Source organism: Paenibacillus lentimorbus NRRL B-30488 (assembly GCF_000411595.1).
Classification (GTDB): domain Bacteria; phylum Bacillota; class Bacilli; order Bacillales; family Bacillaceae; genus Bacillus; species Bacillus velezensis.
On sequence record NZ_ANAT01000007.1, the window covers coordinates 77,211 to 101,146 of the forward strand.

Consider the following 23,936-nt stretch of genomic DNA (forward strand, 5'->3'; position numbering starts at 1 on the left):
AAAACGCTGATGGTTTTGGGCTTTATTTTTTGCTTGTCCGAATTATGAGGCGACAGAATCAATGACATCGACAATCTGGCCTGTTTTTGCATTAACCATAACTTCATATTGCTCCAGTTCGCCGAATGCCGAACGTGTCACGCCGGTTTTGTATACCTGGATGGTTTCTCCGTTTACCTGGTAGGGCTCGGGCTCTGTGTAAATCCATGATCCGTCTATCGGCCCGCGCTGTTTAAAAGCCGCTTTCACGATACGGAGCGCTTTTTCTGAAGAGATATAAGGTTTCATCGCATACTTTTTCACTGCGATGGCAGCGCATAATCCGACTCCTGCACCTAAGAGAAAATGACGTAATTTCAATATGAAGCACCTCCAATTATGTCGTAGTTTTTATTATACAGAAGATGCCAGACGGTGTTAAGTAAAGCGGCGGTTTTACAGCCCATTCAATCTGAGCGCTTGGAAAACGGTTGTTTTTCTAATAAAATAAAAGCATTACATAGAAATGAGGGGAAAATATGAATGAGGAAACGAAAACGCTTTTCCGGACGCTGACGCAGCTTCCCGGCGCACCGGGAAATGAACATCAGGTCCGCTCCTTTATGAAACGGGAGCTTGCGAAATATGCGGATGACATCGTGCAGGACAGACTCGGAAGTGTTTTCGGAGTAAGGCGCGGCGCTGAAGATGCGCCGACCGTTATGGTAGCCGGGCATATGGACGAAGTCGGGTTTATGGTAACACAGATTACGGATAACGGCATGCTGAGATTTCAGACGCTCGGCGGCTGGTGGAGCCAGGTACTGCTTGCCCAGCGCGTCGAGGTGCAGACGGATAACGGACCGATTATCGGCGTCATCTCAAGCATCCCGCCCCACATTTTAACAGATGCCCAGCGCGCAAAGCCGATGGAGATCAAAAATATGATGATTGATATCGGTGCTGATGACAGAGAGGACGCGGTCAAAATGGGGATCAGACCGGGACAGCAGGTCGTGCCGGTCTGCCCGTTCACCCCGATGGCCAACGAGAAGAAAATATTGTCCAAAGCGTGGGATAACCGCTACGGCTGCGGGTTAAGCATTGAACTATTAAAAGAGCTGCACGGAAAAGACCTGCCGAACAATCTGTACGCCGGGGCCACCGTTCAGGAGGAAGTCGGCTTGAGAGGGGCGCAGACAGCGGCCAACATGATTCAGCCTGATCTCTTCTTCGCGCTTGATGCCAGCCCGGCAAATGATATGAGCGGCGATAAGGAGCTGTTCGGCCGTCTCGGCGAGGGGGTGCTGCTCCGCATTCTCGACAGAACGACGGTCATGCACCGCGGGATGAGAGAGTTCGTCCTTGATATGGCGGAAACGCACAATATCCCTTATCAATATTTCGCTTCAGGCGGGGGAACGGATGCCGGACGGGTCCACATATCAAACAGCGGGGTTCCGTCTGCCGTCATCGGCATTTGTTCAAGATACATTCATACAAATGCCGCCATCATCCATGTCGATGATTATGCCGCGGCGAAAGAAATGCTCATTAAGCTGGTCATGGCGAGTGACAAACAGACGGTTGAAACGATCAGAGAAAATGTGTAAAAAAATAAGCAGTCAATAAGTCCCTTTGAATACTTATTGACTGCTGTTTTTATATTCTGTTTTAAGCCGCATGATCGAGACAGTTCATTAAAGCGTATTGAAAATAGAATTAGGTAACACATATTATTTTTCAATATTATTATCAAAATGGTTCCAATCCAAATAAACAACCTCGAATCTTTATTGCCATGATAAACGTTTTTAAATCAAAAATATGCTGCAAGCATTGAGATGAGCAGCGATTTCACAAAGTCGAGTCATTTGCATTTTTTATTTGTTCTGCAAGGAGATATGATTATGACAAAAAAGACAAACATAAAATTTCCTCTTGAACTGATTAATACAAAGTGGTGAGTTTAGGTAAGCAGGACCGCATAAAGGCGGCCTGCTTATTCTGTTTCAAATAAATAAGAGAGTGCTTTCATCGCTTGATTTACGGTTTCGACCGTGATATTCGCTTTTCCGGAAAGCTCTTTCAGCGGATGATGAAGTTCTTTCGGACGGATGAGAATGAGCGGCTTTCCTTTTGCGACGGCATAAGAAGCATCCATCGCGGTATTCCACTGTTTATATTTCTCGCCAAACAGGGCGATCACAAAATCGGCTTTTTCCATCAGCACCTCTGTACGGAAATTGTTGATATCAGAAGCTCTGGCGTCTTTTAAAACAGAATCGGGCTGCACGCCCATAATCTCTTCTCCGATATTGTCTGAGCGTTCATGGTTTTCCATCGGGCCGACAAACGTAATCGGCAGGTTCAGCGCTTTTGCTTTTTGTTTGATTTCATCCCGCCAATCACTGTGGATTTCACCGGCTAAATACACGACAAACTGCATCTTTTGCCCCTCCTTATGTACATATTCAGATTTTCGTACGGCTACAAGCAAAATGGTAAACGAAACTTGCTTGATAATGCAAATGAAATATGATAATGATATTGCATATAGTTGGTTTTGCCGTAAACAGTCTGGTATGATCCAATTGGACAAACATCAGCATATAAAAAACTCATAATCCAGATGGAGGAATGACAATGAAAAAGATTGAAAGCACGGAAGAATTGCAAAAAGCGGTACAAGACGATTGGGCGGTATTTATGTTTTCAGCGGATTGGTGCCCGGACTGCCGCTTTGTGGAGCCGTTTCTCCCTGAGCTGGAAGCGGACTTTCCTGAATTCACTTATTACTACGTAGACCGCGATCAATTTATTGATACATGCGCGGAATGGGAGATTTACGGCATTCCGAGCTTTGTTGTGTTTAACGGAGGAAAAGAAGTGAACCGCTTCGTCAGCAAAGACCGTAAAACAAAAGAAGAAATTGAGCAATTTTTAACCGATTCCCTTGCTAAAGCATAAAGGAGGCCACGGGCTTTGAAAATGACGTCAAGGAAGCTGGCGGATTTATTAAAACAGCGCCTGCAGCACGAGAACCGATCCTTCTTTTTTGACAGAGAAAAAGACACCCTCCGTGTTGAGGATCAAACAACCAAAAAAGGCATCACATTGGAGCTCCCGCCGATCATTGCGAAATGGGAGACGAAAAAGAAGAAGCGATCGACGAAATCGTCTACTATGTGTCAGAAGCGATGGAGGCGATGGAAGGCAGCGGACAGGAGATGTCCGGAAAGGAAGCCGGAATCTATCCGGTCATTCGCTCCACGTCATTTCCCGATCAAACGAGCGACGGCATTCCGCTCGTGTATGATGACCATACGGCCGAAACGAGAATCTACTACGCGCTTGATCTCGGTAAGACGTACCGCTTAATTGACAGCCGTATGCTCGAGAAAGAAAACTGGACAAAAGAACGCATCAGGGAGACGGCGTCATTCAATCTCCGCTCTCTTCCTTCGGTCGTGAAACAGGATACGGTTGCGGACAATTATTTTTATTTTTCAGGGCAAATGACGGCTATGACGCCAGCCGGATTCTCAATGATTCGATTCTTCATGAATACAAGCAGGCCGCTGAAGGCGAATTGGCGATTTCCGTTCCGCATCAAGATGTATTAATACTTGCTGACATTCGAAATGAATCGGGGTATGATATTTTAGGGCAAATGTCCATGAGCTTCTTTGCAAGCGGCACGGTGCCGATTACGGCCCTTTCATTTCTGTATAATGAAGGCAGACTGGAACCTGTGTTTATCATGGCGAAAAGCCGGCCGAAAAAGGATTAGAAAGGATTTTTCTTATGAACGCTTTTTACAATAAAGAAGGTGTGGGAGATACGCTTCTGATCTCTCTTAAAGATGCAGCACGCGAAGAAATCGGCTATGAAAGAGAAGGCGATGTCGTCAGAATCTTTAACAAAGAAACAAAAGAAACGACGGGCTTTAACATTTTTAACGTGTCTTCTTACTTACAGATTGAGGACAACGGCCCCGTCGCTTTGTCTGAGACATTCGTTCAGGATGTGAATGAAATACTGAACAGAAACGGCGTTTCAGAAACGCTGACGGTTGACCTTTCTCCGAAATTTGTTGTCGGTCACGTTGAATCGAAAGAAAAACATCCGAATGCGGATAAACTGAATATCTGCCAAGTGAATGTGGGAGAGGAAACCCTTCAAATCGTTTGCGGCGCGCCGAACGTGGACAAAGGGCAAAAAGTCGTCGTCGCTAAAGTCGGCGCGGTAATGCCGAGCGGACTTGTGATTAAAGACGCTGAATTAAGAGGCGTTCCGTCAAGCGGCATGATCTGCTCCGCGAAAGAACTCGCTTTGCCGGATGCGCCGGCGGAAAAAGGGATTCTTGTTCTTGAAGACAGCCGCGAGGCCGGCGAAGCATTTCAATTCTAACTCCCATAAATAAGCGCACAGAATCGAATGATGTGAGAGAAAGCCGTTAAGCAGGCCTGCTTAACGGCTTTCTTCAGTTGGGAGCTTAATCTTTTCTGAGCCGCCCGGCAATGGTATACTAAATATCGTCCCAGACTACTAAAAAGGGAGTTAGAGAGTGATTAAACATGAGTTGGCTGAATAAATTTTTTGACTTATTTTTAGGTGAAAAAGAAGAAGAGCATGAACGTGAACCGAACACGCATGCCCAAATCCCGAAACAGCACATACCGGATCAGCCAGAAGGCAAATTAACGCGCATGGAAGATCCTAAAATATATTACGAATATCCGAAAGGGAATTTCCGCTTCCCTGTCGTTCCGGACGGCTATAAGCGAACGGAGCAAAACCAAAGACAGCGGGAAAGGCACGAACGCCGCCAGCCGTCCCGGGGTTATGCCGCCGGGAAGGAGCAAACCGAGCGGAAACAGCATACACATAAAGAGCCTGATACCGTGAAAAAGCCCTTTAAACCGTCATCCATTCCTTCACCGGTTTACGGCTTTCAATCTCAGCACAGCATAAAAAAAGCGCCTATTTCCGAAAAGCGGCGTGAAGAGAACGTAACATTGCTGTCAGAGGAGCAATTTGTTCCGCCAAAATCCGGTCAGGAAACGGAAAAAGAGCCCGTCTTCACAACATCCGGCATAACAAAACAGACGAATGACCGGCCAGACCCGTTTGCGAAACAAGAAACGGAAGAAATCCAGGCCGTTAAAAAAGAGGAGCTTCACACCGAGGCTGAGAATGCAAAAGAGCAAGTGTTTGCGGCACCAGAACCGCAGCAGGCTGAAGAGCTGGAGCACACCGAAAGCGCGGAGTCTGCCGGCTTTACAGAAGAACAAGAGCATGAACAAACCCGACCGCAGCCTATTAAAGAGCCTGAGTATGAAGCATCCCGAACGGCTGAAAACACAGAGGAACAAGCGGCGCTGCAGGGGGGAATATCAGGAGCCTGAGCCGGAAAAAGCACCTCCTTTTGAAACCGCAGAAGAACCGGTGTATACATACACAGAACCCGGATACGATGAGGAAGTTCAGCCGCAGCCTGAAGACAAGCCCGAATCAGCTGAAACCGACGCGAAACAGGAAGCAGACTCTCAGCCTGAGTACAATGAAGCAGAGCGGCATTCAGACCCCGAGCCTGAACCTGTAAGCATTGAGACGGCTGATGCCCCGTCCCGGCCTGCCGAGGAAAAAACGGAGCATCCCGGACAGCCTCAGACTGTGAGAAAAGCGGAGCGGCCGAAAGAGCGCAATGTTCCGTTTAACGTCATGATGCTTAAAAGCGATAAACACAAGCAGACGAAGACGCCAGAGGGCGGAGCGAGCTATGTCTTTCCGAATCTGTCGCTTCTGGACGTACCGCCGGCGCAAAGACATGACGACCAATCGTGGATTGAAGAACAGCGCGAGCTTTTAAACGTTACGCTGAAAAACTTTAATGTGCGCGCCCAAGTTGTTCATGTCACACAAGGCCCGTCCGTCACACGTTTTGAAGTGCATCCTGAGCCCGGAGTGAAAGTGAACAAAATTACAAACTTAGCAGATGATATAAAGCTGAGTTTATCTGCCAAGGATATTCGGATTGAGGCGCCGATTCCCTGTAAAAACACGATCGGCATTGAAGTTCCGAACCGCGTAAGCAAAGTCGTCGATTTAAGGCAGATGATCAGAAGCGCCGCTTTCAGGACGAATCCGTCTCCGCTTACAGCGGCGCTCGGTGTCGATATTTCCGGAAACCCGGTCGTCATTGATTTGAAAAAGATGCCGCACGGGTTGATAGCGGGTGCGACAGGATCGGGAAAAAGCGTCTGCATCAATACCATTTTGGTCAGTCTGCTTTATAAGGCGGATCCGAGTGATGTCAAAATGCTTCTGATTGATCCGAAAATGGTCGAGCTTGCGCCTTATAACCAAATTCCGCATTTGGTCAGCCCCGTCATCACGGACGCCAAAGCCGCGACCGCCGCGTTAAAATGGGTTGTGGAAGAGATGGAACGGCGGTATGAACTGTTTGCCCATTCGGGTGTGAGAGATATCGGCCGCTTTAATGAATTAACGGCCGATCATAAGACAGGCGAAAAGCTCCCGTACCTCGTAGTGGTCATTGATGAGCTTGCCGATTTAATGATGGTCGCGCCGAACGATGTGGAAGAAAGCATCGCCAGAATCGCCCAGAAAGCGAGAGCCTGCGGCATTCATCTGCTTGTCGCGACACAGCGTCCGTCTGTCGATGTCATTACCGGAATGATCAAGGCGAACATACCGACGAGGATTGCATTCTCCGTCTCAAGCCAGGTAGATTCCAGAACGATCATCGACATGGCGGGAGCGGAAAAGCTGCTCGGAAAAGGCGACATGCTGTATTGGGAAAACGGTACAGGAAAACCGGTGCGCCTGCAGGGCAACTTTGTGTCCGACAGAGAAATTGACCGCGTCGTCTCTCATGTCAGAAAACAGCTGCCGCCTTCTTATTTGTTTGAACAGGAAGAACTGATCAGGCAGGGAACCGCCCTTAAGGAAGAAGACGAACTGTTTCCTGAGGCGTGCCAATTCGTCGTGGAGCAAAACAGTGCCAGCACCTCAAGCCTTCAAAGAAGGTTCAGAATCGGTTATAACCGCGCCGCGAGGCTGATTGACATGATGGAAGCCGAAGGCATGATCTCAGAAGCGAAGGGCAGCAAACCCCGTGAAGTGCTGATTACGGCCGCTGACATTTCTCAAGAATAAGAATATCGTTCATTTTTCTCACAAACATGGTATGATAGTGGATGGACCATCAAAACTGCATCACTGTCACGCGCTGAAATATCATGCGGCAGGTTTAATCAAAAAGAAAGTTACAGATACTGACGATAACGTAAAAATAAATGGAAGCGCCGCTGTGCGGGCTTTTCGCCCGCTGCGGTCGCAAAATGAAATGAGCGTCATATACTGGGGAACAGATAGACGTTTGTTGGAGGTACGATTATGACTGTTTATCATTTTGTTGGAATAAAAGGGACAGGTATGAGCCCGCTTGCTCAAATCCTGCATGATACAGGGTATCAGGTGCAGGGATCGGATATCGAGAAGCAGATTTTCACTCAGGCTGCCCTTGAAAAAAGAAATATCCCGATCTATCCGTTCAGCGCCGATAACATCAAACCCGGCTTAACGGTCATCGCCGGAAACGCATTTCCTGATTCTCATCCGGAAATCGCAAAGGCGCTCGCTGAAGGGATTCCTGTCATCAGATATCATAAATTTTTAGCTGAATATATGAAAAAATACACAAGTGTCGCGGTAACGGGCGCACACGGCAAGACGTCCACAACGGGCCTCTTGGCACACGTGATGCAGCAGGCGAAGCCGACTTCGTTTCTTATCGGAGACGGGACGGGCAGAGGAAATGAAAGCAGCGAATACTTTGTATTTGAAGCTTGCGAGTACCGCCGTCATTTCTTAAGCTATCAGCCTGATTATGCGATTATGACGAATATTGATTTTGACCACCCTGATTATTTCGCCAACATTGACGATGTGTTTGATGCTTTCCAAAACATGGCGCTTCAAGTCAACAAAGGCATCATTGCCTGCGGTGATGACGAGTACCTGCCGAAAATTCACGCCAATGTGCCTGTCGTTTATTACGGCACGGGAGAAGAAAACGATTTTCAAGCGAGAAACATCGTAAAAAATACGGAAGGCACGACATTTGACGTCTTTGTCCGCAATACGTTTTACGATACGTTCTACATCCCGGCATACGGCCATCACAATGTCCTCAATTCCTTAGCGGTCATTGCGCTCTGCCACTATGAAGAGATAGACGTGAACATGATTAAGCTCGGACTTGAATCATTCGGCGGCGTCAAACGCAGATTCAATGAAAAAGTGATCGGCAGCCAGGTACTGATCGACGACTACGCCCACCATCCGACTGAAATCAAAGTCACGATTGAGGCGGCGCGCCAAAAATATCCCGAACGTGAAATCATCGCGGTATTTCAGCCGCATACGTTTACACGGACGCAATCATTCCTGGATGAATTCGCAGAAAGCTTAAGCGCGGCCGACCGCGTGTATCTGTGCGACATTTTCGGCTCTGCCCGCGAGAACGTCGGCAAGCTCACGATCACGGATCTTCAGGAAAAAATCGATAACGCAGAACTCATTGAAGAAAATGACACATCCGTGTTAAAAGCGCATGAAGGCGCAGTGCTGATCTTCATGGGTGCCGGAGACATTCAAAAATATATGAGAGCCTATGAAAACGTCATAGCGTAACAAAAAAGCAGTGGGGCTCTCACTGCTTTTTTGCGCGTGCTGCAAAAGGGATTTACCGATAAACGGAGAAATAGTATACATACAGACCTTTCATATATGTTTATCATTTTGAGAATTGGGTATATACCACTATATCCTGCATTATAAGGAGGTATTAGATGATCATCATTCTTTACTTAAGCGTCGCACTCATTGCCGTTGCATTTCTCATCCTCGTCATCTATCTGTCCAAAACATTAAAGTCCGTGCAGATGACTTTAACAAACGTAGCCTCGACTTTAGACGGCCTTGAAGGGCAGATGAAAGGCATTACCGCAGAGACAGCCGAGCTGTTACATAAGACAAACCGTCTCGCGGAAGACATTCAGGAAAAATCAGAGAAATTAAATACGGTTGTCCATGCTGTCCAGGAAGTGGGAACTTCCGTCCAGCAGTTTAATACATCCATAAAGCAGGCAGCAGGTTCCGTTACGGCCTCTGTAAGAGAGAATCAGGATAAGATCAGTCAGGTTGTCACCTGGAGCCAGGCCGCTATGGAAATATGGGACAAGTGGAAGCAAAAGAAAAAACATCGCTTTAATCATAAGAAAAATCCACTAAGGAGGAATCATAATGAGCAAAGATGGAATCAATAGTAAGGATTTTTTAATCGGAACGCTGATCGGGGGAATTATCGGCGCGACAACGGCGTTGTTTCTGGCGCCTAAATCAGGTAAGGAGCTGCGCGACGATCTCGGCAGTCAGGCTTCTGCGTTAAAGGATAAGACGGACAGAATGACGGCCGACGCGAAAGAAAAAGGCTCTCAATATGTCAGCATCGCCAAGGACAAAACATCTAATATCACCCAGCTGGTAGCTGATCAGTCAGGCCAGATTATGAATAAAGTGAAGGATTTAAAAGACCGTTCTAAGAGCACACTAACCGAGAAAGCCGAAGAGACGAGAAGCGAAATGCAGGACACGGCCCAAAGCATCAAGGCCGAAGCGGAAGACGCAGGGGAAAAAGCCGGTCAGGCAAATCGCTGATCTTCAATAAGGAGAGATAACCGACATGACAAAACAGCTGATATCGTCTGAAGAAGAGTTCAAAAATGCCGCTGAGAAAGAAAACACGCTCGTGTTTTTAAAACACAGCACAACCTGCCCGATCAGCCAAGCCGCGTTTCAGGAGTTTGACGCCTTTGCATCGGAGCATTCAGAAGTACCTTCTTATTACCTGCATGTGCAGGACAGCCGGCCGCTTTCAAACTATATCGCCGAGACATACGGCGTGAAACATGAAAGCCCGCAAGTATTCGTCATTACAAACGGCGAAGTGAAATGGCACGCGTCTCATTCACAAATCACAAAAAACGCAATAGAGCAGCACCTTTCATAATTGCTGGCCGCCGGTTGATACCGGCGGTTTTTTTTTGAAAAAAACTATTGATCATTTCAGCCGGATCATGTAGGATATCAATATATACCGCTTCAACGCATAAAAGCTTAAAAGCGTTTTGGTGATAAAGTCGAATGTGAAAAAATTTATTATTTCATATTCCTATTTTCGCATAACTGTAGTAAGATGCATGTTAACCATTAAAATAAAACATAGCATAGAAGGGATGAAAAAGATGAGCAACAAGGAATTAGAGAGCCTAAGACAGCAGGCAGACGCACTAAACTTAGAAATCCTTAAATTAATCAATGAACGCGGAGCCGTTGTAAAAGAAATCGGTAAAGCAAAGGAAGCACAGGGTGTCAACCGATTTGACCCTGTCAGAGAGCGTACAATGCTTAACCGCATTATTGAAAGCAATGACGGCCCATTTGAAAACTCAACGATCCAGCATATTTTCAAAGAAATTTTCAAAGCCGGACTTGAACTTCAAGAAGAGGATCACAGCAAAGCGTTGCTCGTCTCCCGGAAGAAAAAAGCAGAAGATACGATCGTTGACATTAAAGGCGAAAAAATCGGTGACGGCGATCAGAGATTCATCGTCGGACCTTGTGCCGTAGAAAGCTATGAGCAGGTTGCCGAAGTCGCGGCCGCCGCGAAAAAACAAGGCATTAAAATCCTGCGCGGGGGCGCGTTTAAACCCCGCACAAGTCCGTATGATTTCCAAGGTCTCGGCGTAGAAGGCCTGCAAATTCTTAAACGCGTCGCTGATGAATATGACCTCGCGGTGATCAGTGAAATCGTAACGCCCGCACACATTGAGCAAGCGATTGATTACATTGACGTCATTCAGATCGGCGCGCGGAACATGCAAAACTTTGAATTGCTGAAAGCCGCCGGCTCCGTTAAAAAGCCGGTATTGTTAAAACGCGGTCTTGCCGCAACAATTTCAGAGTTCATCAATGCAGCTGAATACATCATGTCACAAGGAAACGACCAAATCATTCTTTGTGAGCGCGGAATCAGGACGTACGAAACGGCAACGAGAAACACGCTCGACATCTCTGCCGTGCCGATTTTGAAACAGGAAACTCACTTGCCGGTGTTTGTTGACGTCACACACTCAACAGGCCGCCGCGATCTCCTGCTTCCGACAGCAAAAGCGGCGCTTGCGATCGGCGCTGACGGCGTGATGGCCGAAGTTCACCCTGATCCTTCCGTTGCCCTTTCAGACTCTGCGCAGCAGATGGATATCCCTGAATTCGAGAAATGGCTGAACGAATTAAAGCCGATGCTGAAAGTAAAAGCATAATACAATGTTCCGCTCTTTAAAGGCCGCCTCGCGCGGCTTTTTTTCGTATCTTCATTTTATTTAATTATAAAATGAAAGTGAACGTTTTCATCACTGGGAAAAACGTGTATAATTTCATGAGAGATATTTAAATTTGATGAATAATGAAAAATAATGTACACTACTGACTTACGCTTACAATCATAAACGACAGAATGCGAAATCGTACGACATTTCTTTACATAAAGTGTTTATGCTATAGATAAGGATAAGTGTATCCAGTAAAAGGAGTGGTTTCAGTGAGCAACATTACGATATACGATGTGGCCAGAGAAGCAAATGTCAGTATGGCGACTGTTTCCCGCGTCGTGAACGGCAACCCGAATGTAAAACCGACGACCAGAAAAAAAGTATTGGAAGCCATTGACCGGCTCGGCTACCGTCCGAACGCGGTGGCAAGAGGGCTTGCAAGCAAAAAACGACAACGGTCGGCGTCATCATCCCTGATATCTCAAGCATTTTCTACTCGGAACTTGCGCGTGGAATTGAAGATATCGCGACGATGTACAAATATAATATTATTTTAAGCAACTCGGATCAAAATCTTGAGAAAGAACTGCATCTGTTAAATACGATGCTCGGCAAACAAGTGGACGGTATCGTATTTATGGGCGGCAACATTACGGACGAGCATGTCGAAGAATTTAAGCGCTCTCCTGTGCCGATCGTCTTGGCGGCATCAGTGGAAGAACAGGGCGAGACGCCTTCTGTCGCCATTGATTATGAACAGGCGATTTATGATGCCGTTAAGCTTTTCATTGATAAAGGGCATCGTGATATTGCTTTCGTCTCCGGACCGATGCAAGAGCCGATCAACCGTTCGAAAAAACTGCAAGGGTACAAACGGGCGCTTGAAGAAGCGGCGATTCCGTTTAACGAGCAATTCGTAGCGGAAGGCGATTACACGTATGATTCCGGTATGGAGGCGCTTCAAAGCTTGATGGGCCTTGACCGGAAACCGACGGCGATTCTTTCTGCGACGGATGAAATGGCCCTAGGCATTATCCATGCGGCCCAAGATCAAGGTCTTTCGATACCTGATGATCTTGATATTATCGGTTTTGACAATACGAGATTGAGCCTGATGGTCCGCCCTCAGCTTTCAACAGTCGTGCAGCCTACGTACGACATCGGCGCCGTGGCGATGAGACTTTTGACAAAACTGATGAACAAAGAGCCGGTTGAAGAGCATATCGTCGAATTGCCTCACCGCATCGAATTAAGACAATCAACCAAGTCATAAAAAACGGAAAAGCAAGCTTCACTCTGAGGGGTGGAATCTTGCTTTTTTACTTGAGTAAGGAGAAGATATGAAACGTTTTGATTATCTGACGCCCGTTGGCTTTATGTTAGGCTGTATTATCGTCGCAATCGGTATTCTGTCAGGGACGGGACTGGCGGGAATCAGTTCATTTTTGGATCTGACTTCTTTTTTAATCGTCACTGGCGGCCTTGCTGCGGCGATTTTTATCAGCTTTCCGCCGAGGGATTTAAAGAAAACCCCTTCTGTTCTGAAACAGGTATTCTCCCGTCAGGATGACAATGTGAAAGAGCTTGTCAGAGTATTTGTCAGCCTTTCGGAGCAGGCGCGCAGGCAGGGGCTGCTGTCTCTGGATGATCAGGCGCGGGAGATCAAGGATCCGTTTTTAAAAAAAGGGCTTTTGCTTGCGATTGACGGCTGGGACGAGGAAACGATCCGGCTGGTGATGGATTCTGAGATCGCCGCAATGGAAGAAAGACACAGAAAAGGAAGACGCGTTTTTGAAAAAGCCGGTGATTTCGCACCCGCCTGGGGAATGATCGGGACGCTCGTCGGACTCGTTCTCATGCTCAAAAACTTAAATGATCCGCATACCCTCGGACCGAACATGGCCGTTGCGCTATTGACGACGCTGTACGGAGCGCTGCTTGCCAATTTGGTGTTTATCCCAATCGCGGCAAAGCTTGAAGAAAAACGGAAAGTGAAATTTTCATCAAACAGGTCATGATCGAAGGGGTTGTCGGCATCCAATCGGGCAAAAATCCCCGCAACCTCGAAAGTCAGCTCGTCGTCTTCAGCTCAAGAGAAGACTGGCGTAAAGGACAGCCTGCGAACAAGAAAAAGGGCGCTGTCCATGAAGCTTAGAAAAGAGCGTTTTGAAAGAAGAAACAAACCGGAACATTCCGGCGGTTCACCGAGATGGATGGTGACGTTCGCTGACTTGATCACGCTCATTCTCGTGTTCTTTATCTTGCTTTTTTCGATGTCGCAAATAGACGCGGAAAAATTTCAATCTGCCGTTTCATCGATTCATACAAACGGCGGCGGGGGTGAACCGGCGTCATCAGACAAAGCAAACGAAAATAAAGAACAGGATTTGCTGTTACAAAACGTGAAGACATACATAAAAGCGCATCATTTGAGTTCCAAATTGACGGCGAAGCGCGATGAGCGCGGAGTGGTTCTTGTGCTGCAGGAGGCCGTTCTGTTTCAGACGGGAAAAGCGGATGTGCTGAAAAACGCCGAGCCGGTTCTGCATCAGATCGCGGTGCTTTTAAAAACAATTCCGAATGACATACAGGTAGAGGGCCATACGGACAGCCGCCGGATTTCCACCTATCAATTCCCATCGAACTGGGAGCTGTCTTCTGCAAGAGCGGCGAGTGTGATCCGGTATTTTACCGCGAATGAAGACTTTTCCGCCAAACGGTTTATCTCTGCCGGGTATGCGGATACGAAACCTGTGAAGGACAACAAAAGTCCCGGACATATGAAAGAAAACCGCCGTGTAGAAATTGTGATCAAAAAAACGACCTCCTCATAAGGTCGTTTTTATTTTGTTTTATACCGTTGCTCAGACCGGATGGCAAAAAGTGCTTTTTCCACGGTTTGGGCATTTTTTTCTGAAATTTCTTCTTTGCGGGGAATCGGAGGATATAATTGTTCAGGATCACTCCAAAAAGCGGGCAACGTGCAGGGGGAGTGCTTCTGCCATTTATCAATCCATTTCTGCGGTATGCGCTCCCCGGGATCAATCCCTTTCATCTCAAGCCAAATGCGGCTCCATGCTCTCGGGACGACTCTCCAAATATCGTATCCGCCGCCGCCGACCGCGATCCATCTGCCGCTGCAATATTGATGGGCTAATGAATGAGCGAGCCGCGGGATCTCCTGATAAATGGAGATTGTATTGGACAGGTGTGTCAACGGGTCGTAATAATGGGCGTCCGCACCGTTTTGGGTAAGTATGACATCCGGCTTAAAAAAAGCCGCGATTTCTGAGGCGGCCGTTTTGTAAGCGTGGAGAAAGGAATCGTCCTCTGTGAAAGCGTCCAGCGGAATGTTAAAAGAATAGCCGTAGCCTTGCCCGCTTCCTTTTTCCAGTACCTGCCCCGTCCCGGGAAATAAATAACGCCCGGTCTCGTGAAAAGAAACAGTGCAGACATCAGACCTGTCGTAAAACGTAAATTGAACGCCGTCGCCGTGGTGGGCGTCTGTATCAATGTATAACACTTTTGCCCCGTAGTTCTTCTGGATGTATTGGATGGCCACGGCGCTGTCATTATAGATACAAAAGCCTGACGCCCTGCCGCGGAAGCCGTGGTGAAGGCCGCCTCCTAAATTGCAGGCGTGCCTGGCTTGTCCCGTCATGACGTAATCAGCCGCCGTTAAGGTGCCGCCCACCAGAAGCGACGCAGCTTCATGCATGCCGGCAAAAACGGGGGTGTCTTCCGTTCCGAGACCGTAGCTTTCTCCTTCTGCGGCAGGGAGCCGGCCCGCACCCGCAAGTTCCACCGCCTGTATATAATCCTCTGTATGAACGAGAGCCAGCTCTTCTTTAGAGGCCGTGCGCGGAATGACGATGTCTCCTTCGTCAAACGCGTCCGCCGCCTGAAGCAGATCGTATGTTAAAAGCACGCGCTGCTGATTGAACGGATGATCCTGATGAAATTGATACGTCTGATAAGAAGGCGAGTAAACAAAAACGCTGTCTTTCATGGCTGATCCCTCAAATGCTTCGGCCATAAGACATTGTATCCGGCTTCATGAACGGCACGGATAAAAGGGAGCGGATTCATCGTCTTCACCCGGAAGACGAGAATGTTCGACCCGGCGGAATCATGGGGATAGACGAGCACACTCAGGATTTGAAGCTGAAGATCACGGCACATGCAGCTGAGATCAGCAAGGCTTTTTGTCATATCCGTCACCAGGATTTCCACCTGGGATCCCGGCTGGGCCGCGCCTGTCAGGCTGACGAAAGTCCGGAGCACGTCGGTTTTCGTTAAAATGCCCGTCAGCTTATGGTTTACCGTAATCGGCAGACAGCCGATGCCGTGCTCATAAAAGGAGGCGGATATTTCTTCCACAAAGTCAAGCGGATGGGCGCAGATGACATCCCGCTTCATAATGGTCTCCACTTTGTTTGTCAGAAACGCGCCGCGTTCCTTTTGTTCAAAGCTGCCGGGGCCGGCCTGTTTAATGTCTCTGTCTGTGACAATACCGGTGACGTGCAGCTCGTCGTCGATGACAGGGAGATGGCGGATATGATATACCTTCATTTTCCGGACGGCTGTTTCAATGGAGTCGTGTTTTGAGACGGTGATGACGTCCCGTTTCATGATTTGTTCTGCAATCATCTTTTTATCCCCTTTGTATGTCAGTCAATACATAAATCGCTGATAAAAACGAAGCCTGTCGAACTGTTCAATTGACTCCTGACTGACGTGCCTGCCGATGCGGGCCATCAGACAATTGGCCGGATGAGAGCTGATTTCCGGTTCATCCGTTGCAAACCAGACAAGACCCCCGGCATTCATCATCTTTTCCATGATCTTTCTGTATTCCCACACATCTTTTTCCATTCCTTTTAAATCCCAATGCCAGTAATATTCCGTCGTCATGATGATGTACCGTTCCATCTGTTCATCCATCATGCTGACTGTCAGCAACGTTTTTCCGACAGAACAGCCCCTGTAGCCGGGAGCGACCTCGATCGCACCGAGTTCAAGGAGGTCTTCCATATTTCCGTCAGACCACCGTTCAAGCGGATCAGGATATAAATACGTCACATAGCCGATAATCGTCTGTCCGTCCCTGGCGATAATGATCCGACCTTCAGGAAGCCCGGCGATCTCGATTAACGCTTTGTGCTGTAGATGAGGAAGGCGAAAGGCTGTCAGACCTTCATGAAACTCATACTGTGCTAGGTCCTCTGGAGGAACGGGCCCTTCTACCAATAGAGGGCCGGCTGCTGTCTGAATTGATGAAGAATGGTACGTTTTATGATGTTTCACTGATTCACCGCCTGTCGGTTCTTAATAAAAACACATCTCTCTTAAGCATAACAAAATATAAAGCGTTTTCAATAGTGTTGTAATTTATATTTTAAAAATTGAGAAAACTGTGAACATCTACTATAATTAGTCTATAGATAAGCAAAGGGGGATGTTGCATGAATTTGAAAGCGTTGCCGGCGGAAAAGGGGAATTATCATCTGCGAAATTATGAGGAAACGTACCGCAGCTTCGATTGGAAAGAGGTCGAAGCGGAGTTTTCCTGGCATCAGACGGGGAAGCTGAATGCGGCGTACGAAGCGATTGACCGTCATGCCGAATCATTTCGAAAAAACAAAGTAGCGCTGTATTACAAGGACGCAAACCGGGATGAAAAATATACATTTAAAGAAATGATGGAGGAATCGAACCGGGCGGGAAATGTACTGAGACGGTATGGAAACGTGGAAAAAGGGGACCGCGTTTTTATTTTCATGCCGCGTTCGCCGGAGCTTTACTTTATCATGCTCGGCGCAATTAAAATCGGTGCGATCGCCGGCCCTTTATTTGAAGCGTTTATGGAAGGCGCCGTCAAAGACCGCCTGTTGAACAGCCAGGCAAAGGTTGTCGTGACGACACCTGAACTGGCCGAACGGATTCCGGCGGACAGCCTGCCTGACCTCGAGCATATTTTCATTGTCGGCGGCAGCAAAGAAGCGGGAGATAAAATCATCCATTATGATAAAGCGGCTGAGGGAGAAAGCACGAGACTTGATATTGAATGGATGGACAGAAGAGACGGCTACCTGCTTCACTACACATCAGGATCTACCGGAACGCCCAAAGGTGTGCTCCATGTTCATGAAGCCATGATTCAGCAATACCAGACCGGCAAGTGGGTGCTTGATCTTAAAGAAGACGATATTTACTGGTGCACTGCGGACCCGGGCTGGGTGACCGGGACGGTGTACGGGATATTTGCGCCCTGGCTGAACGGAGCGGCGAACGTGATCGTTGGCGGCAGATTCAGTCCGGAAAACTGGTACGGCACGATTGAGAAGCTCGGTGTCAGCGTCTGGTACAGCGCTCCGACGGCTTTCAGAATGCTTATGGGCGCCGGAGATGAAATGGCATCCAAATTTGACCTTACTTCACTCCGTCACGTCCTGAGTGTCGGAGAACCTCTGAACCCCGAGGTCATCAAGTGGGGACATAAAGTATTCGGCAAGCGCATCCACGACACGTGGTGGATGACAGAAACGGGCGGACAGCTCATCTGCAATTATCCTTGCATGGAGATCAAGCCGGGTTCAATGGGGAAACCGATTCCGGGAGTGGAAGCGGCGATCGTTGACAATCAGGGAAATGAGCTTCCGCCGTACCGGATGGGAAATCTCGCCATTAAAAAGGGCTGGCCGTCGATGATGGATTCCATTTGGAACAACAAAGAGAAATATGATTCTTATTTCATGCCGGGCGGCTGGTATGTTTCCGGAGATTCTGCTTATATGGATGAAGACGGTTATTTCTGGTTCCAAGGCAGAGTCGATGATGTCATCATGACATCCGGCGAGCGCGTCGGCCCGTTTGAAGTCGAAAGCAAACTTGTTGAACATCCGGCGATTGCCGAAGCCGGGGTCATCGGAAAGCCGGACCCTGTCCGGGGAGAAATTATTAAAGCGTTTATCGCGCTCAGAGAAGGGCATGAGCCATCCGATCAGCTGAAGGAGGACATTCGCCTCTTTGTAAAACAGGGGCTTGCCGCGCATGCCGCACCGCGGGAAATTGAATTCAAAGATAAACTTCCGAAAACACGGAGCGGAAAAATCATGAGACGTGTGCTGAAGGCGTGGGAGCTGAACCTGCCGGCAGGCGACCTGTCCACAATGGAAGATTAAAGACGGCGTTGACATCGTATCTTATTTATGTTAAAAATGAGTAAGCTTCATACGAAAAGGTTTTGATTGAGACAAGTAGGATATCTGATTGTTCCAGAGAGCTGATGGCCGGTGAAAATCAGCACATAAGATATGCCGAATACACTCATGAACCGCTTTTGCGAACAAAGCCATTCCAAGGCTTTCAGTAGTGAAAGAACGGACACGGTCCGTTATCAAAAAGAGTGATAAAAGCTTTTTTATGCTTTTTATTAGTAGGGTGGTACCGCGATTATATCGTCCCTTCGTTTTAAACGAAGGGGCGTTTTTTATTTTCATAAACAAAGGAGCAGACAAAATGACTAACTTATTAGAGGATTTATCATTCCGCGGCTTAATCCAGCAAATGACGGATGAAGAAGGACTGAATAAACAGCTGAACGAAGAAAAAATCCGTTTATACTCAGGGTTTGACCCGACGGCTGACAGCCTGCACATCGGACACCTTCTGCCGATATTGACACTGCGCCGTTTCCAGCTTGCAGGCCACCATCCGATTGCGCTTGTAGGCGGAGCGACGGGACTGATCGGCGATCCGAGCGGCAAAAAAGCGGAGCGTACGTTAAATACTCAGGATATCGTTGTCGAATGGTCGCAAAAAATTAAAAATCAGCTTTCCCGATTTTTAGATTTCGAAGCCGGAGAAAACCCCGCTGTCATAGCGAACAACTTTGATTGGATCGGAAAGCTGAGCATCATTGAATTTCTCCGCGACGTCGGAAAGAACTTCGGAATTAACTACATGCTTGCGAAAGATACTGTAAGCTCAAGAATTGAAACCGGAATTTCTTACACGGAATTCAGCTACATGATCCTGCAATCCTACGATTTTCTGAATCTGTACAGAGAAAAGAACTGCAAACTCCAAATCGGAGGCAGTGACCAGTGGGGCAACATCACGGCCGGTCTTGAACTGATCAGAAAATCAGAAGAAGAAGGGGCGAAAGCTTTCGGTCTTACCATTCCGCTCGTCACAAAAGCTGACGGCACGAAATTCGGCAAAACGGAAGGCGGCGCCATTTGGCTTGATAAAGAAAAACATCGCCGTACGAATTCTACCAGTTCTGGATCAATACAGATGACCGCGACGTCGTCAAATACTTAAAATACTTTACTTTCTTGTCAAAAGAGGAAATTGAAGCTTATGCTGAAAAAACGGAGACGGCTCCTGAGAAAAGAGAAGCGCAGAAACGTCTCGCTGAAGAGGTGACGGTTCTTGTACACGGCCGCGAAGCGCTTGAGCAGGCCGTTCATATCTCCCAGGCGCTGTTCAGCGGCAATATTAAAGAGCTTTCCGCTCAAGACGTCAAGGTAGGATTCAAAGATGTACCTTCGTTTGAAAAAGACCGCTCTGAAGAACTGTCTTTAGTAGACGTGCTAGTGGAATCTAAATTGTCGCCTTCAAAACGGCAGGCCCGCGAAGACATTCAAAACGGAGCTGTTTACATTAACGGCGAGCGCCAGACGGACATCGGGCATCTTCTGACTGCGGAAGACCGCATTGAAGATCAATTTACCGTACTGCGCCGCGGAAAGAAAAATACTTCCTGATCACGTACTGAAAATAAAAGCAGTCCGGCCGCTCCATGCGGCAGGCTGCTTTTTTATGTTTTGTGAATACTGCACGGGGAAATGAGTACAGTACATAGTATAAGCAAAACAGGGAAGGGGTGCTGCGCCGTGAATTTCATGTTTACCATCGCCAAAGAAAGATTGCAGCGGGATCATTGGGAACAGCAGCAAAGCATAAACGCCGAAGCCGAGGAATCAGAGATGGAAGAAGAAAATCCGACATCATAAAGGTAAAGCCTCCATTCTGCGGAATGGAGGCTTTTGATTGTCACCATATCAGTCTGACGGCGGCCATCAGCACGACTCCTGTGATGACCGTGATGGATAAGCTTTTTGTCAGCATCGCACAAAGCAATGTCGGGATGAGAACGATCATTGCTTTCCAATCAAAGGTCAAAGCGCTGTTTGTTTTCACAATCATGCTTTCCGTTACCAGAGCCGTCAAAATGCAAAGCGGAATAAAGGAGAGCCATTTTAAAGCCAATTCAGGCATCTGAATGTTCCGGACAAATATAAACGGAACAATGCGCGGCACAAGTGTAACAATCATGCAGCCGAGTATAATCCAGATCATTTGTGTGCTGATGCTCATTTGTCCGTCACCACCCCGATCGTTGCCACAATCACGGTTGAGACGATGACCGCGATGTGTGACGGGACGAAATACGATAACAAGACCATAAAAATGATCATATAGAGAATTAAGGAGAGGCTGTGCTTCAGCTTTTCCGAAGCGGATGACTGCAATTGCAGCACAAGCAGCGCCGCGAACATAGCGGGCAAAGCAAAGTCCAGGCCGAGCGCGTAAGGATCAGATATCCATTGCCCGAGAAGCCCGCCCATCACGCAGGAAATAACCCAGCACATGTAAGCGGTTATATTGAGGCCGTTCATCCACTTATCGTATAACCTGCCGTTTTGAGCCGCTTTGTTCACCGCTACCCCGAAAGATTCGTCAGTAAGCAGAGCCCCGAAGCCGATATTTTTTGCCAGAGAGTATTTCGTGAAATACGGCGCGATGGTCAGGCTCAGCAGAAGGTGCCGCAGATTGACGATAAACGTCGTTAAAATAATGGCGGAAATCGGACTCCCGGAAACAAGGAGCGAGCAAATAATAAATTGGGCGGCGCCGGCATAGACACACAAAGATAACAAACAGATTTCAAGAATGCTTAGATGAGAGGCAACGCCGACGATGCCGAAAGCAAAACCGATGCTCATATAGCCCAGCAGCGTAGGCACACAATCCCGCACCCCCTGTAAAAACGTATCGTTCATTTCCCGGGAAACGGCGGTTTTTTGCACTTCTGTGTTAATCATTTTTTAAACTCCTTTCATAGAGATTATAATGATAACGACTAATGAAAAAATCAAAGAAAATACGGTTCACATTTATATGAACCGATTTCCGGTGACGACATGAAATAACGAATGGTTTTGTTTCATCAGGCCTTCAACTTTTTCAGCCCCGACTTCTTTCACAAGCTCTGCGAACATCAGATCGTGCCTCATATATTCCATGGCCACGAGAACGAGAGCGGGATCTTCTGATTTAATGGCCCAGGCATTCGTCTGCGGAGAAAAATTGGCGATTAAGACTTCTTTATTATCTCGGGCAGCTATCGTTAATCTTCCGCCCATCCGTTTCTCCGCCACTTCAGGAGACATATTATGATTTGTCGTATTTCCGAGCTTCACTTCCGGAGGACCGAACACAATCGAAAAGACGGGCAATTGTTCGGCGGCGCGTTTATTAGCGGCTTCTTGAATAAAGGGAATCTGCTGTTCCCAGACAGACAGCCACAACTCTTCCTCGGCTTTTTCAATCATATCCTTCATCTCATTGATGACATGATCATTCGTGCTGATGCGGCGGATGACATTCATCTCCTGCTCGCTTTCCAGCGCCAATAACTTTTCCTCAAGGTAGCCGAATGAGTTCTCGAAATCGTGCCGGAGCCGGTCGATTAATTCCTTTCCGGCCAGCGGGGCATATGTAACCGGATCAGACGGTACAATATGGACAGCGCCTTTATCAACTAATTTCCCCAATACCTCATAGATCATTGAGCGGGGGACGCCTGACCTTTTGCTGATTTCATATCCGGTAACAGGCGAGTGTTTCAACAAGCCGATATATGCTTTACATTCATATTGAGAAAATCCAAACTTCTGTAATTCTTTCAGAACATCGTCCATAAACATCCTCCGTAGTGGTTATTCATGAAACTACTATAATGTAAGCGGTTATATCTTGTCAATGGGACTTGAGTGCTGAAAGAAAGGTTTGCCTGTTTTGTCGCTTTCCAACTTAGTTTATGGTGAGTTACATGTATGGCTTTTGTGAAAAACGTTGTCGTAGACCCACACGAATGCCGTTTGATACGATAAATACAAGAAGTCAAAAAGAGGAGGATCACGGTGGAAAACACCTCTAAAATCGCTTTTTTATCGGTTATAAGCAATTCCCTGGTCGTCATGCTCAAAATAGTGGTGGGGATCATAACCGGATCTGTCGCGATACTTTCTGAAGCCATTCATTCTTTTTTAGATTTGATTGCCGCCTTCATCGCCTTTATCTCCGTCAGGATTTCAAAAAAGCCGGCTGATACAGGGCATCCGTACGGTCATGGAAAAGTCGAGAATCTGTCGGGGACCATCGAGACGATTCTGATTTTTGCGGCAGGGATTTGGATGATATATGAATGCGTTCAAAAACTGGTGAACCCGGCGCCGGTTCATCTGCCCGTATTGGGAATTGTTGTGATGCTTGCGGGGGCTCTCATTAATTTGATCGTTTCGAAGTTCGTAAAAAGAGAAGCCGAAAAGGTTAATTCCGTGGCAATGAAATCAAATGCCCTGCATTTACTGACTGACGTGTACACATCATTAGGCGTAGCGGCAAGCCTTTTGGTCGTTACCTTAACGGAGTGGTACATACTTGATCCCATTATAGGTATGGTGCTGGCGGTGTATATCATATATGAAGCGTTTAAATTAATGAAAGAAGCATTCCCGCCGCTGATTGATACCCGTTTGTCGGAAGAGGAAGAAAAAACAATTTTAAAGATTATCGAAACATTTCAACAGGAATTTATTGAAATTCACGATTTTCGTACAAGACGCTCCGGCCCGCAAGAGTATATTGATTTTCACCTGGTCGTAGCCTCTCACGTGACGATTAAAGACGTGCACGACCTGTGTGACCGCATTGAAAGAGATATTACGAATGAATTCAAACAAGCACAGGTAATGATTCACCCCGAGCCGGAGAGCGAGAGGAAGAAATAAATCGATCTTATGTTTGCGTTTGTTCCCGGCAAAATGCCTGCAAAAGGCCCGTTCCCACGGGTCTTTTGTTGTATAAATGTCCATTTCTCGCTCATATGAGAGAGAAGCTTATACACGTGAGGGGTACATTTCATACGTTATGTTGTAAAGAAAAGGGAGGTGAACAGAATTGAACGCTATTTCTGTTAAAGAAATTGAACATGGAGTTGCCGTTGCGGAAAGAGAAGGTTTAGGGGAGTATTTATACCAAGAACCGGTTTCCAAAAAATGTTCGGGCCGTTCCCGCAGCAGAAAACGGACACACCGTTCCCGCAGCAGAAGACGGAGTCATCACCGGACACACCGCTCCCGCAGCAGAAGACGGAGCCATCACCGGACACACCGCTCCCGCAGCAGAAGACGGAGCCATCACCGGACACACCGCTCCCGCAGCAGAAGACGGAGCCAT

At 47.4% G+C, this 23,936-nt stretch carries 22 protein-coding genes, 6 pseudogenes and 1 other annotated feature; of the genes and pseudogenes, 20 read left to right on the forward strand and 8 right to left on the reverse strand.

Annotated elements, in window-relative coordinates; genetic code table 11:
• Positions 1 to 42 precede the first annotated feature (42 nt).
• Complete coding sequence (locus D368_RS05720; protein WP_003152366.1) at positions 43 to 360, reverse strand: PepSY domain-containing protein; 318 nt, start codon at positions 358 to 360, stop codon at positions 43 to 45.
• 158 nt (positions 361 to 518) lie between these two features.
• Here D368_RS05720 and D368_RS05725 point away from each other — a divergent pair, with 158 nt between their 5' ends.
• Positions 519 to 1,592, forward strand: coding sequence for a M42 family metallopeptidase (locus D368_RS05725; RefSeq protein ID WP_003152370.1), 1,074 nt, complete (start codon positions 519 to 521; stop codon positions 1,590 to 1,592).
• 389 nt (positions 1,593 to 1,981) lie between these two features.
• On the opposite strand, the gene D368_RS05730 is transcribed toward D368_RS05725, so the two are convergent.
• Positions 1,982 to 2,428 carry a YtoQ family protein gene (locus tag D368_RS05730; protein WP_071391484.1) on the reverse strand — a complete coding sequence of 149 codons (447 nt, stop codon included), beginning with the start codon at positions 2,426 to 2,428 and terminating at the stop codon, positions 1,982 to 1,984.
• A 197-nt stretch (positions 2,429 to 2,625) separates the two neighbouring features.
• Here D368_RS05730 and D368_RS05735 point away from each other — a divergent pair, with 197 nt between their 5' ends.
• The 13 genes and pseudogenes from D368_RS05735 (at position 2,626) to motS (ending at position 14,236) form a co-directional block, all read left to right on the forward strand.
• A complete protein-coding gene (locus D368_RS05735) occupies positions 2,626 to 2,949 on the forward strand; it encodes a thioredoxin family protein (protein ID WP_003152373.1) in 324 nt (107 codons plus the stop codon).
• 15 nt (positions 2,950 to 2,964) lie between these two features.
• A pseudogene (locus D368_RS05740) lies at positions 2,965 to 3,772 on the forward strand (DUF1444 domain-containing protein).
• Between the two features lie 14 nt (positions 3,773 to 3,786).
• Positions 3,787 to 4,392, forward strand: coding sequence for a YtpR family tRNA-binding protein (gene ytpR, locus D368_RS05745; protein ID WP_003152375.1), 606 nt, complete (start codon positions 3,787 to 3,789; stop codon positions 4,390 to 4,392).
• A 167-nt stretch (positions 4,393 to 4,559) separates the two neighbouring features.
• Positions 4,560 to 5,390 carry a hypothetical protein gene (locus D368_RS20005; protein WP_486129231.1) on the forward strand — a complete coding sequence of 277 codons (831 nt, stop codon included), beginning with the start codon at positions 4,560 to 4,562 and terminating at the stop codon, positions 5,388 to 5,390.
• Positions 5,391 to 5,685: 295 nt separating this feature from the next.
• Positions 5,686 to 7,164, forward strand: a pseudogene (locus D368_RS20010) (DNA translocase FtsK); the annotation flags it as partial.
• A gap of 240 nt (positions 7,165 to 7,404) precedes the next feature.
• A complete protein-coding gene (gene murC, locus D368_RS05755; RefSeq protein WP_032873626.1) occupies positions 7,405 to 8,703 on the forward strand; it encodes a UDP-N-acetylmuramate--L-alanine ligase in 1,299 nt (432 codons plus the stop codon).
• 158 nt (positions 8,704 to 8,861) lie between these two features.
• The gene (locus D368_RS05760; protein ID WP_486129232.1) at positions 8,862 to 9,338 is read left to right on the forward strand and encodes a DUF948 domain-containing protein; all 477 of its coding nucleotides are present in this window, start codon (positions 8,862 to 8,864) and stop codon (positions 9,336 to 9,338) included.
• The gene (locus tag D368_RS05765; protein ID WP_003152380.1) at positions 9,316 to 9,729 is read left to right on the forward strand and encodes a YtxH domain-containing protein; all 414 of its coding nucleotides are present in this window, start codon (positions 9,316 to 9,318) and stop codon (positions 9,727 to 9,729) included. The genes D368_RS05760 and D368_RS05765 overlap by 23 nt, the downstream gene beginning before the upstream one ends.
• A 25-nt stretch (positions 9,730 to 9,754) precedes the next feature.
• Positions 9,755 to 10,081 carry a bacillithiol system redox-active protein YtxJ gene (gene ytxJ / locus D368_RS05770; protein ID WP_017418385.1) on the forward strand — a complete coding sequence of 109 codons (327 nt, stop codon included), beginning with the start codon at positions 9,755 to 9,757 and terminating at the stop codon, positions 10,079 to 10,081.
• Positions 10,082 to 10,316: 235 nt separating this feature from the next.
• The gene (locus D368_RS05775) at positions 10,317 to 11,393 is read left to right on the forward strand and encodes a bifunctional 3-deoxy-7-phosphoheptulonate synthase/chorismate mutase (RefSeq protein WP_003152383.1); all 1,077 of its coding nucleotides are present in this window, start codon (positions 10,317 to 10,319) and stop codon (positions 11,391 to 11,393) included.
• A gap of 278 nt (positions 11,394 to 11,671) precedes the next feature.
• Positions 11,672 to 12,675 (forward strand): annotated as a pseudogene (ccpA, locus tag D368_RS05780) (catabolite control protein A).
• A gap of 67 nt (positions 12,676 to 12,742) precedes the next feature.
• Positions 12,743 to 13,557 (forward strand): annotated as a pseudogene (gene motP / locus D368_RS05785) (flagellar motor protein MotP).
• Positions 13,547 to 14,236: a flagellar motor protein MotS gene (motS, locus tag D368_RS05790; protein ID WP_070082224.1), complete on the forward strand. Its 690-nt coding sequence runs from the start codon at positions 13,547 to 13,549 to the stop codon at positions 14,234 to 14,236. Before motP ends, motS begins: the two are co-directional and overlap by 11 nt.
• Before the next feature lie 8 nt (positions 14,237 to 14,244).
• Here motS and D368_RS05795 read toward each other — a convergent pair whose 3' ends face one another.
• From D368_RS05795 to D368_RS05805, 3 genes are read right to left on the reverse strand one after another with little or no spacing between them, the layout of a single operon-like run.
• On the reverse strand, positions 14,245 to 15,411 hold the full coding sequence (locus D368_RS05795; RefSeq protein ID WP_071391487.1) for an acetoin utilization protein AcuC: 1,167 nt from the start codon (positions 15,409 to 15,411) through the stop codon (positions 14,245 to 14,247).
• On the reverse strand, positions 15,408 to 16,052 hold the full coding sequence (locus D368_RS05800; protein ID WP_077722714.1) for an acetoin utilization AcuB family protein: 645 nt from the start codon (positions 16,050 to 16,052) through the stop codon (positions 15,408 to 15,410). The genes D368_RS05795 and D368_RS05800 overlap by 4 nt, the downstream gene beginning before the upstream one ends.
• A gap of 24 nt (positions 16,053 to 16,076) precedes the next feature.
• Positions 16,077 to 16,709, reverse strand: coding sequence for a GNAT family N-acetyltransferase (locus D368_RS05805; protein ID WP_070082221.1), 633 nt, complete (start codon positions 16,707 to 16,709; stop codon positions 16,077 to 16,079).
• A gap of 158 nt (positions 16,710 to 16,867) precedes the next feature.
• On the opposite strand from D368_RS05805, the gene acsA reads away from it, so the two are divergent.
• The 3 genes and pseudogenes from acsA to sr7p all read left to right on the forward strand — a co-directional run bounded on the left by acsA (position 16,868) and on the right by sr7p (position 20,425).
• Entirely contained in the window at positions 16,868 to 18,586 is a 1,719-nt protein-coding gene (acsA, locus tag D368_RS05810) for an acetate--CoA ligase (RefSeq protein WP_014418650.1), read from the forward strand.
• A gap of 53 nt (positions 18,587 to 18,639) precedes the next feature.
• Positions 18,640 to 18,873, forward strand: a binding site (T-box leader).
• A 50-nt stretch (positions 18,874 to 18,923) separates the two neighbouring features.
• Positions 18,924 to 20,187: pseudogene (gene tyrS / locus D368_RS05820) on the forward strand (tyrosine--tRNA ligase).
• Between the two features lie 118 nt (positions 20,188 to 20,305).
• Positions 20,306 to 20,425, forward strand: coding sequence for a small protein SR7P (sr7p, locus tag D368_RS20015; protein WP_377802781.1), 120 nt, complete (start codon positions 20,306 to 20,308; stop codon positions 20,423 to 20,425).
• A 40-nt stretch (positions 20,426 to 20,465) separates the two neighbouring features.
• On the opposite strand, the gene D368_RS05825 is transcribed toward sr7p, so the two are convergent.
• The 3 genes from D368_RS05825 to D368_RS05835 all read right to left on the reverse strand — a co-directional run bounded on the left by D368_RS05825 (position 20,466) and on the right by D368_RS05835 (position 22,396).
• Complete coding sequence (locus D368_RS05825; RefSeq protein ID WP_003152394.1) at positions 20,466 to 20,789, reverse strand: AzlD domain-containing protein; 324 nt, start codon at positions 20,787 to 20,789, stop codon at positions 20,466 to 20,468.
• Positions 20,786 to 21,517, reverse strand: a complete 732-nt coding sequence (locus D368_RS05830) for an AzlC family ABC transporter permease (protein WP_003152395.1) — start codon at positions 21,515 to 21,517, stop codon at positions 20,786 to 20,788. The genes D368_RS05825 and D368_RS05830 overlap by 4 nt, the downstream gene beginning before the upstream one ends.
• A 72-nt stretch (positions 21,518 to 21,589) precedes the next feature.
• Entirely contained in the window at positions 21,590 to 22,396 is an 807-nt protein-coding gene (locus D368_RS05835; protein WP_017418381.1) for a TrmB family transcriptional regulator, read from the reverse strand.
• A 222-nt stretch (positions 22,397 to 22,618) separates the two neighbouring features.
• Here D368_RS05835 and D368_RS05840 point away from each other — a divergent pair, with 222 nt between their 5' ends.
• From D368_RS05840 to D368_RS20025, 3 genes and pseudogenes are all read left to right on the forward strand, one after another.
• Positions 22,619 to 23,488, forward strand: a complete 870-nt coding sequence (locus tag D368_RS05840) for a cation diffusion facilitator family transporter (protein ID WP_007408764.1) — start codon at positions 22,619 to 22,621, stop codon at positions 23,486 to 23,488.
• 169 nt (positions 23,489 to 23,657) lie between these two features.
• A pseudogene (locus D368_RS20020) lies at positions 23,658 to 23,708 on the forward strand (hypothetical protein); the annotation flags it as partial.
• Between the two features lie 47 nt (positions 23,709 to 23,755).
• Positions 23,756 to 23,936 (forward strand): hypothetical protein (locus D368_RS20025; RefSeq protein WP_486129233.1); only part of this gene is annotated, 181 nt, incomplete at its 3' end.

Excerpts from the sequence above, each read along its gene's own strand:
- D368_RS05800 (WP_077722714.1), bottom strand. The coding sequence starts at position 16,052 with ATGATTGCAGAACAAATCATGAAACGGGACGTCATCACCGTCTCAAAA.
- D368_RS20005 (WP_486129231.1), top strand. The coding sequence starts at position 4,560 with ATGAGTTGGCTGAATAAATTTTTTGACTTATTTTTAGGTGAAAAAGAA.
- murC (WP_032873626.1), top strand. The coding sequence starts at position 7,405 with ATGACTGTTTATCATTTTGTTGGAATAAAAGGGACAGGTATGAGCCCG.
- D368_RS05760 (WP_486129232.1), top strand. The coding sequence starts at position 8,862 with ATGATCATCATTCTTTACTTAAGCGTCGCACTCATTGCCGTTGCATTT.
- D368_RS05835 (WP_017418381.1), bottom strand. The coding sequence starts at position 22,396 with ATGGACGATGTTCTGAAAGAATTACAGAAGTTTGGATTTTCTCAATAT.
- acsA (WP_014418650.1), top strand. The coding sequence starts at position 16,868 with ATGAATTTGAAAGCGTTGCCGGCGGAAAAGGGGAATTATCATCTGCGA.
- D368_RS05730 (WP_071391484.1), bottom strand. The coding sequence starts at position 2,428 with ATGCAGTTTGTCGTGTATTTAGCCGGTGAAATCCACAGTGATTGGCGG.
- D368_RS05735 (WP_003152373.1), top strand. The coding sequence starts at position 2,626 with ATGAAAAAGATTGAAAGCACGGAAGAATTGCAAAAAGCGGTACAAGAC.
- D368_RS05825 (WP_003152394.1), bottom strand. The coding sequence starts at position 20,789 with ATGAGCATCAGCACACAAATGATCTGGATTATACTCGGCTGCATGATT.
- D368_RS05830 (WP_003152395.1), bottom strand. The coding sequence starts at position 21,517 with ATGATTAACACAGAAGTGCAAAAAACCGCCGTTTCCCGGGAAATGAAC.
- D368_RS05765 (WP_003152380.1), top strand. The coding sequence starts at position 9,316 with ATGAGCAAAGATGGAATCAATAGTAAGGATTTTTTAATCGGAACGCTG.
- ytpR (WP_003152375.1), top strand. The coding sequence starts at position 3,787 with ATGAACGCTTTTTACAATAAAGAAGGTGTGGGAGATACGCTTCTGATC.
- motS (WP_070082224.1), top strand. The coding sequence starts at position 13,547 with ATGAAGCTTAGAAAAGAGCGTTTTGAAAGAAGAAACAAACCGGAACAT.
- D368_RS05795 (WP_071391487.1), bottom strand. The coding sequence starts at position 15,411 with ATGAAAGACAGCGTTTTTGTTTACTCGCCTTCTTATCAGACGTATCAA.
- ytxJ (WP_017418385.1), top strand. The coding sequence starts at position 9,755 with ATGACAAAACAGCTGATATCGTCTGAAGAAGAGTTCAAAAATGCCGCT.
- D368_RS05725 (WP_003152370.1), top strand. The coding sequence starts at position 519 with ATGAATGAGGAAACGAAAACGCTTTTCCGGACGCTGACGCAGCTTCCC.
- D368_RS05775 (WP_003152383.1), top strand. The coding sequence starts at position 10,317 with ATGAGCAACAAGGAATTAGAGAGCCTAAGACAGCAGGCAGACGCACTA.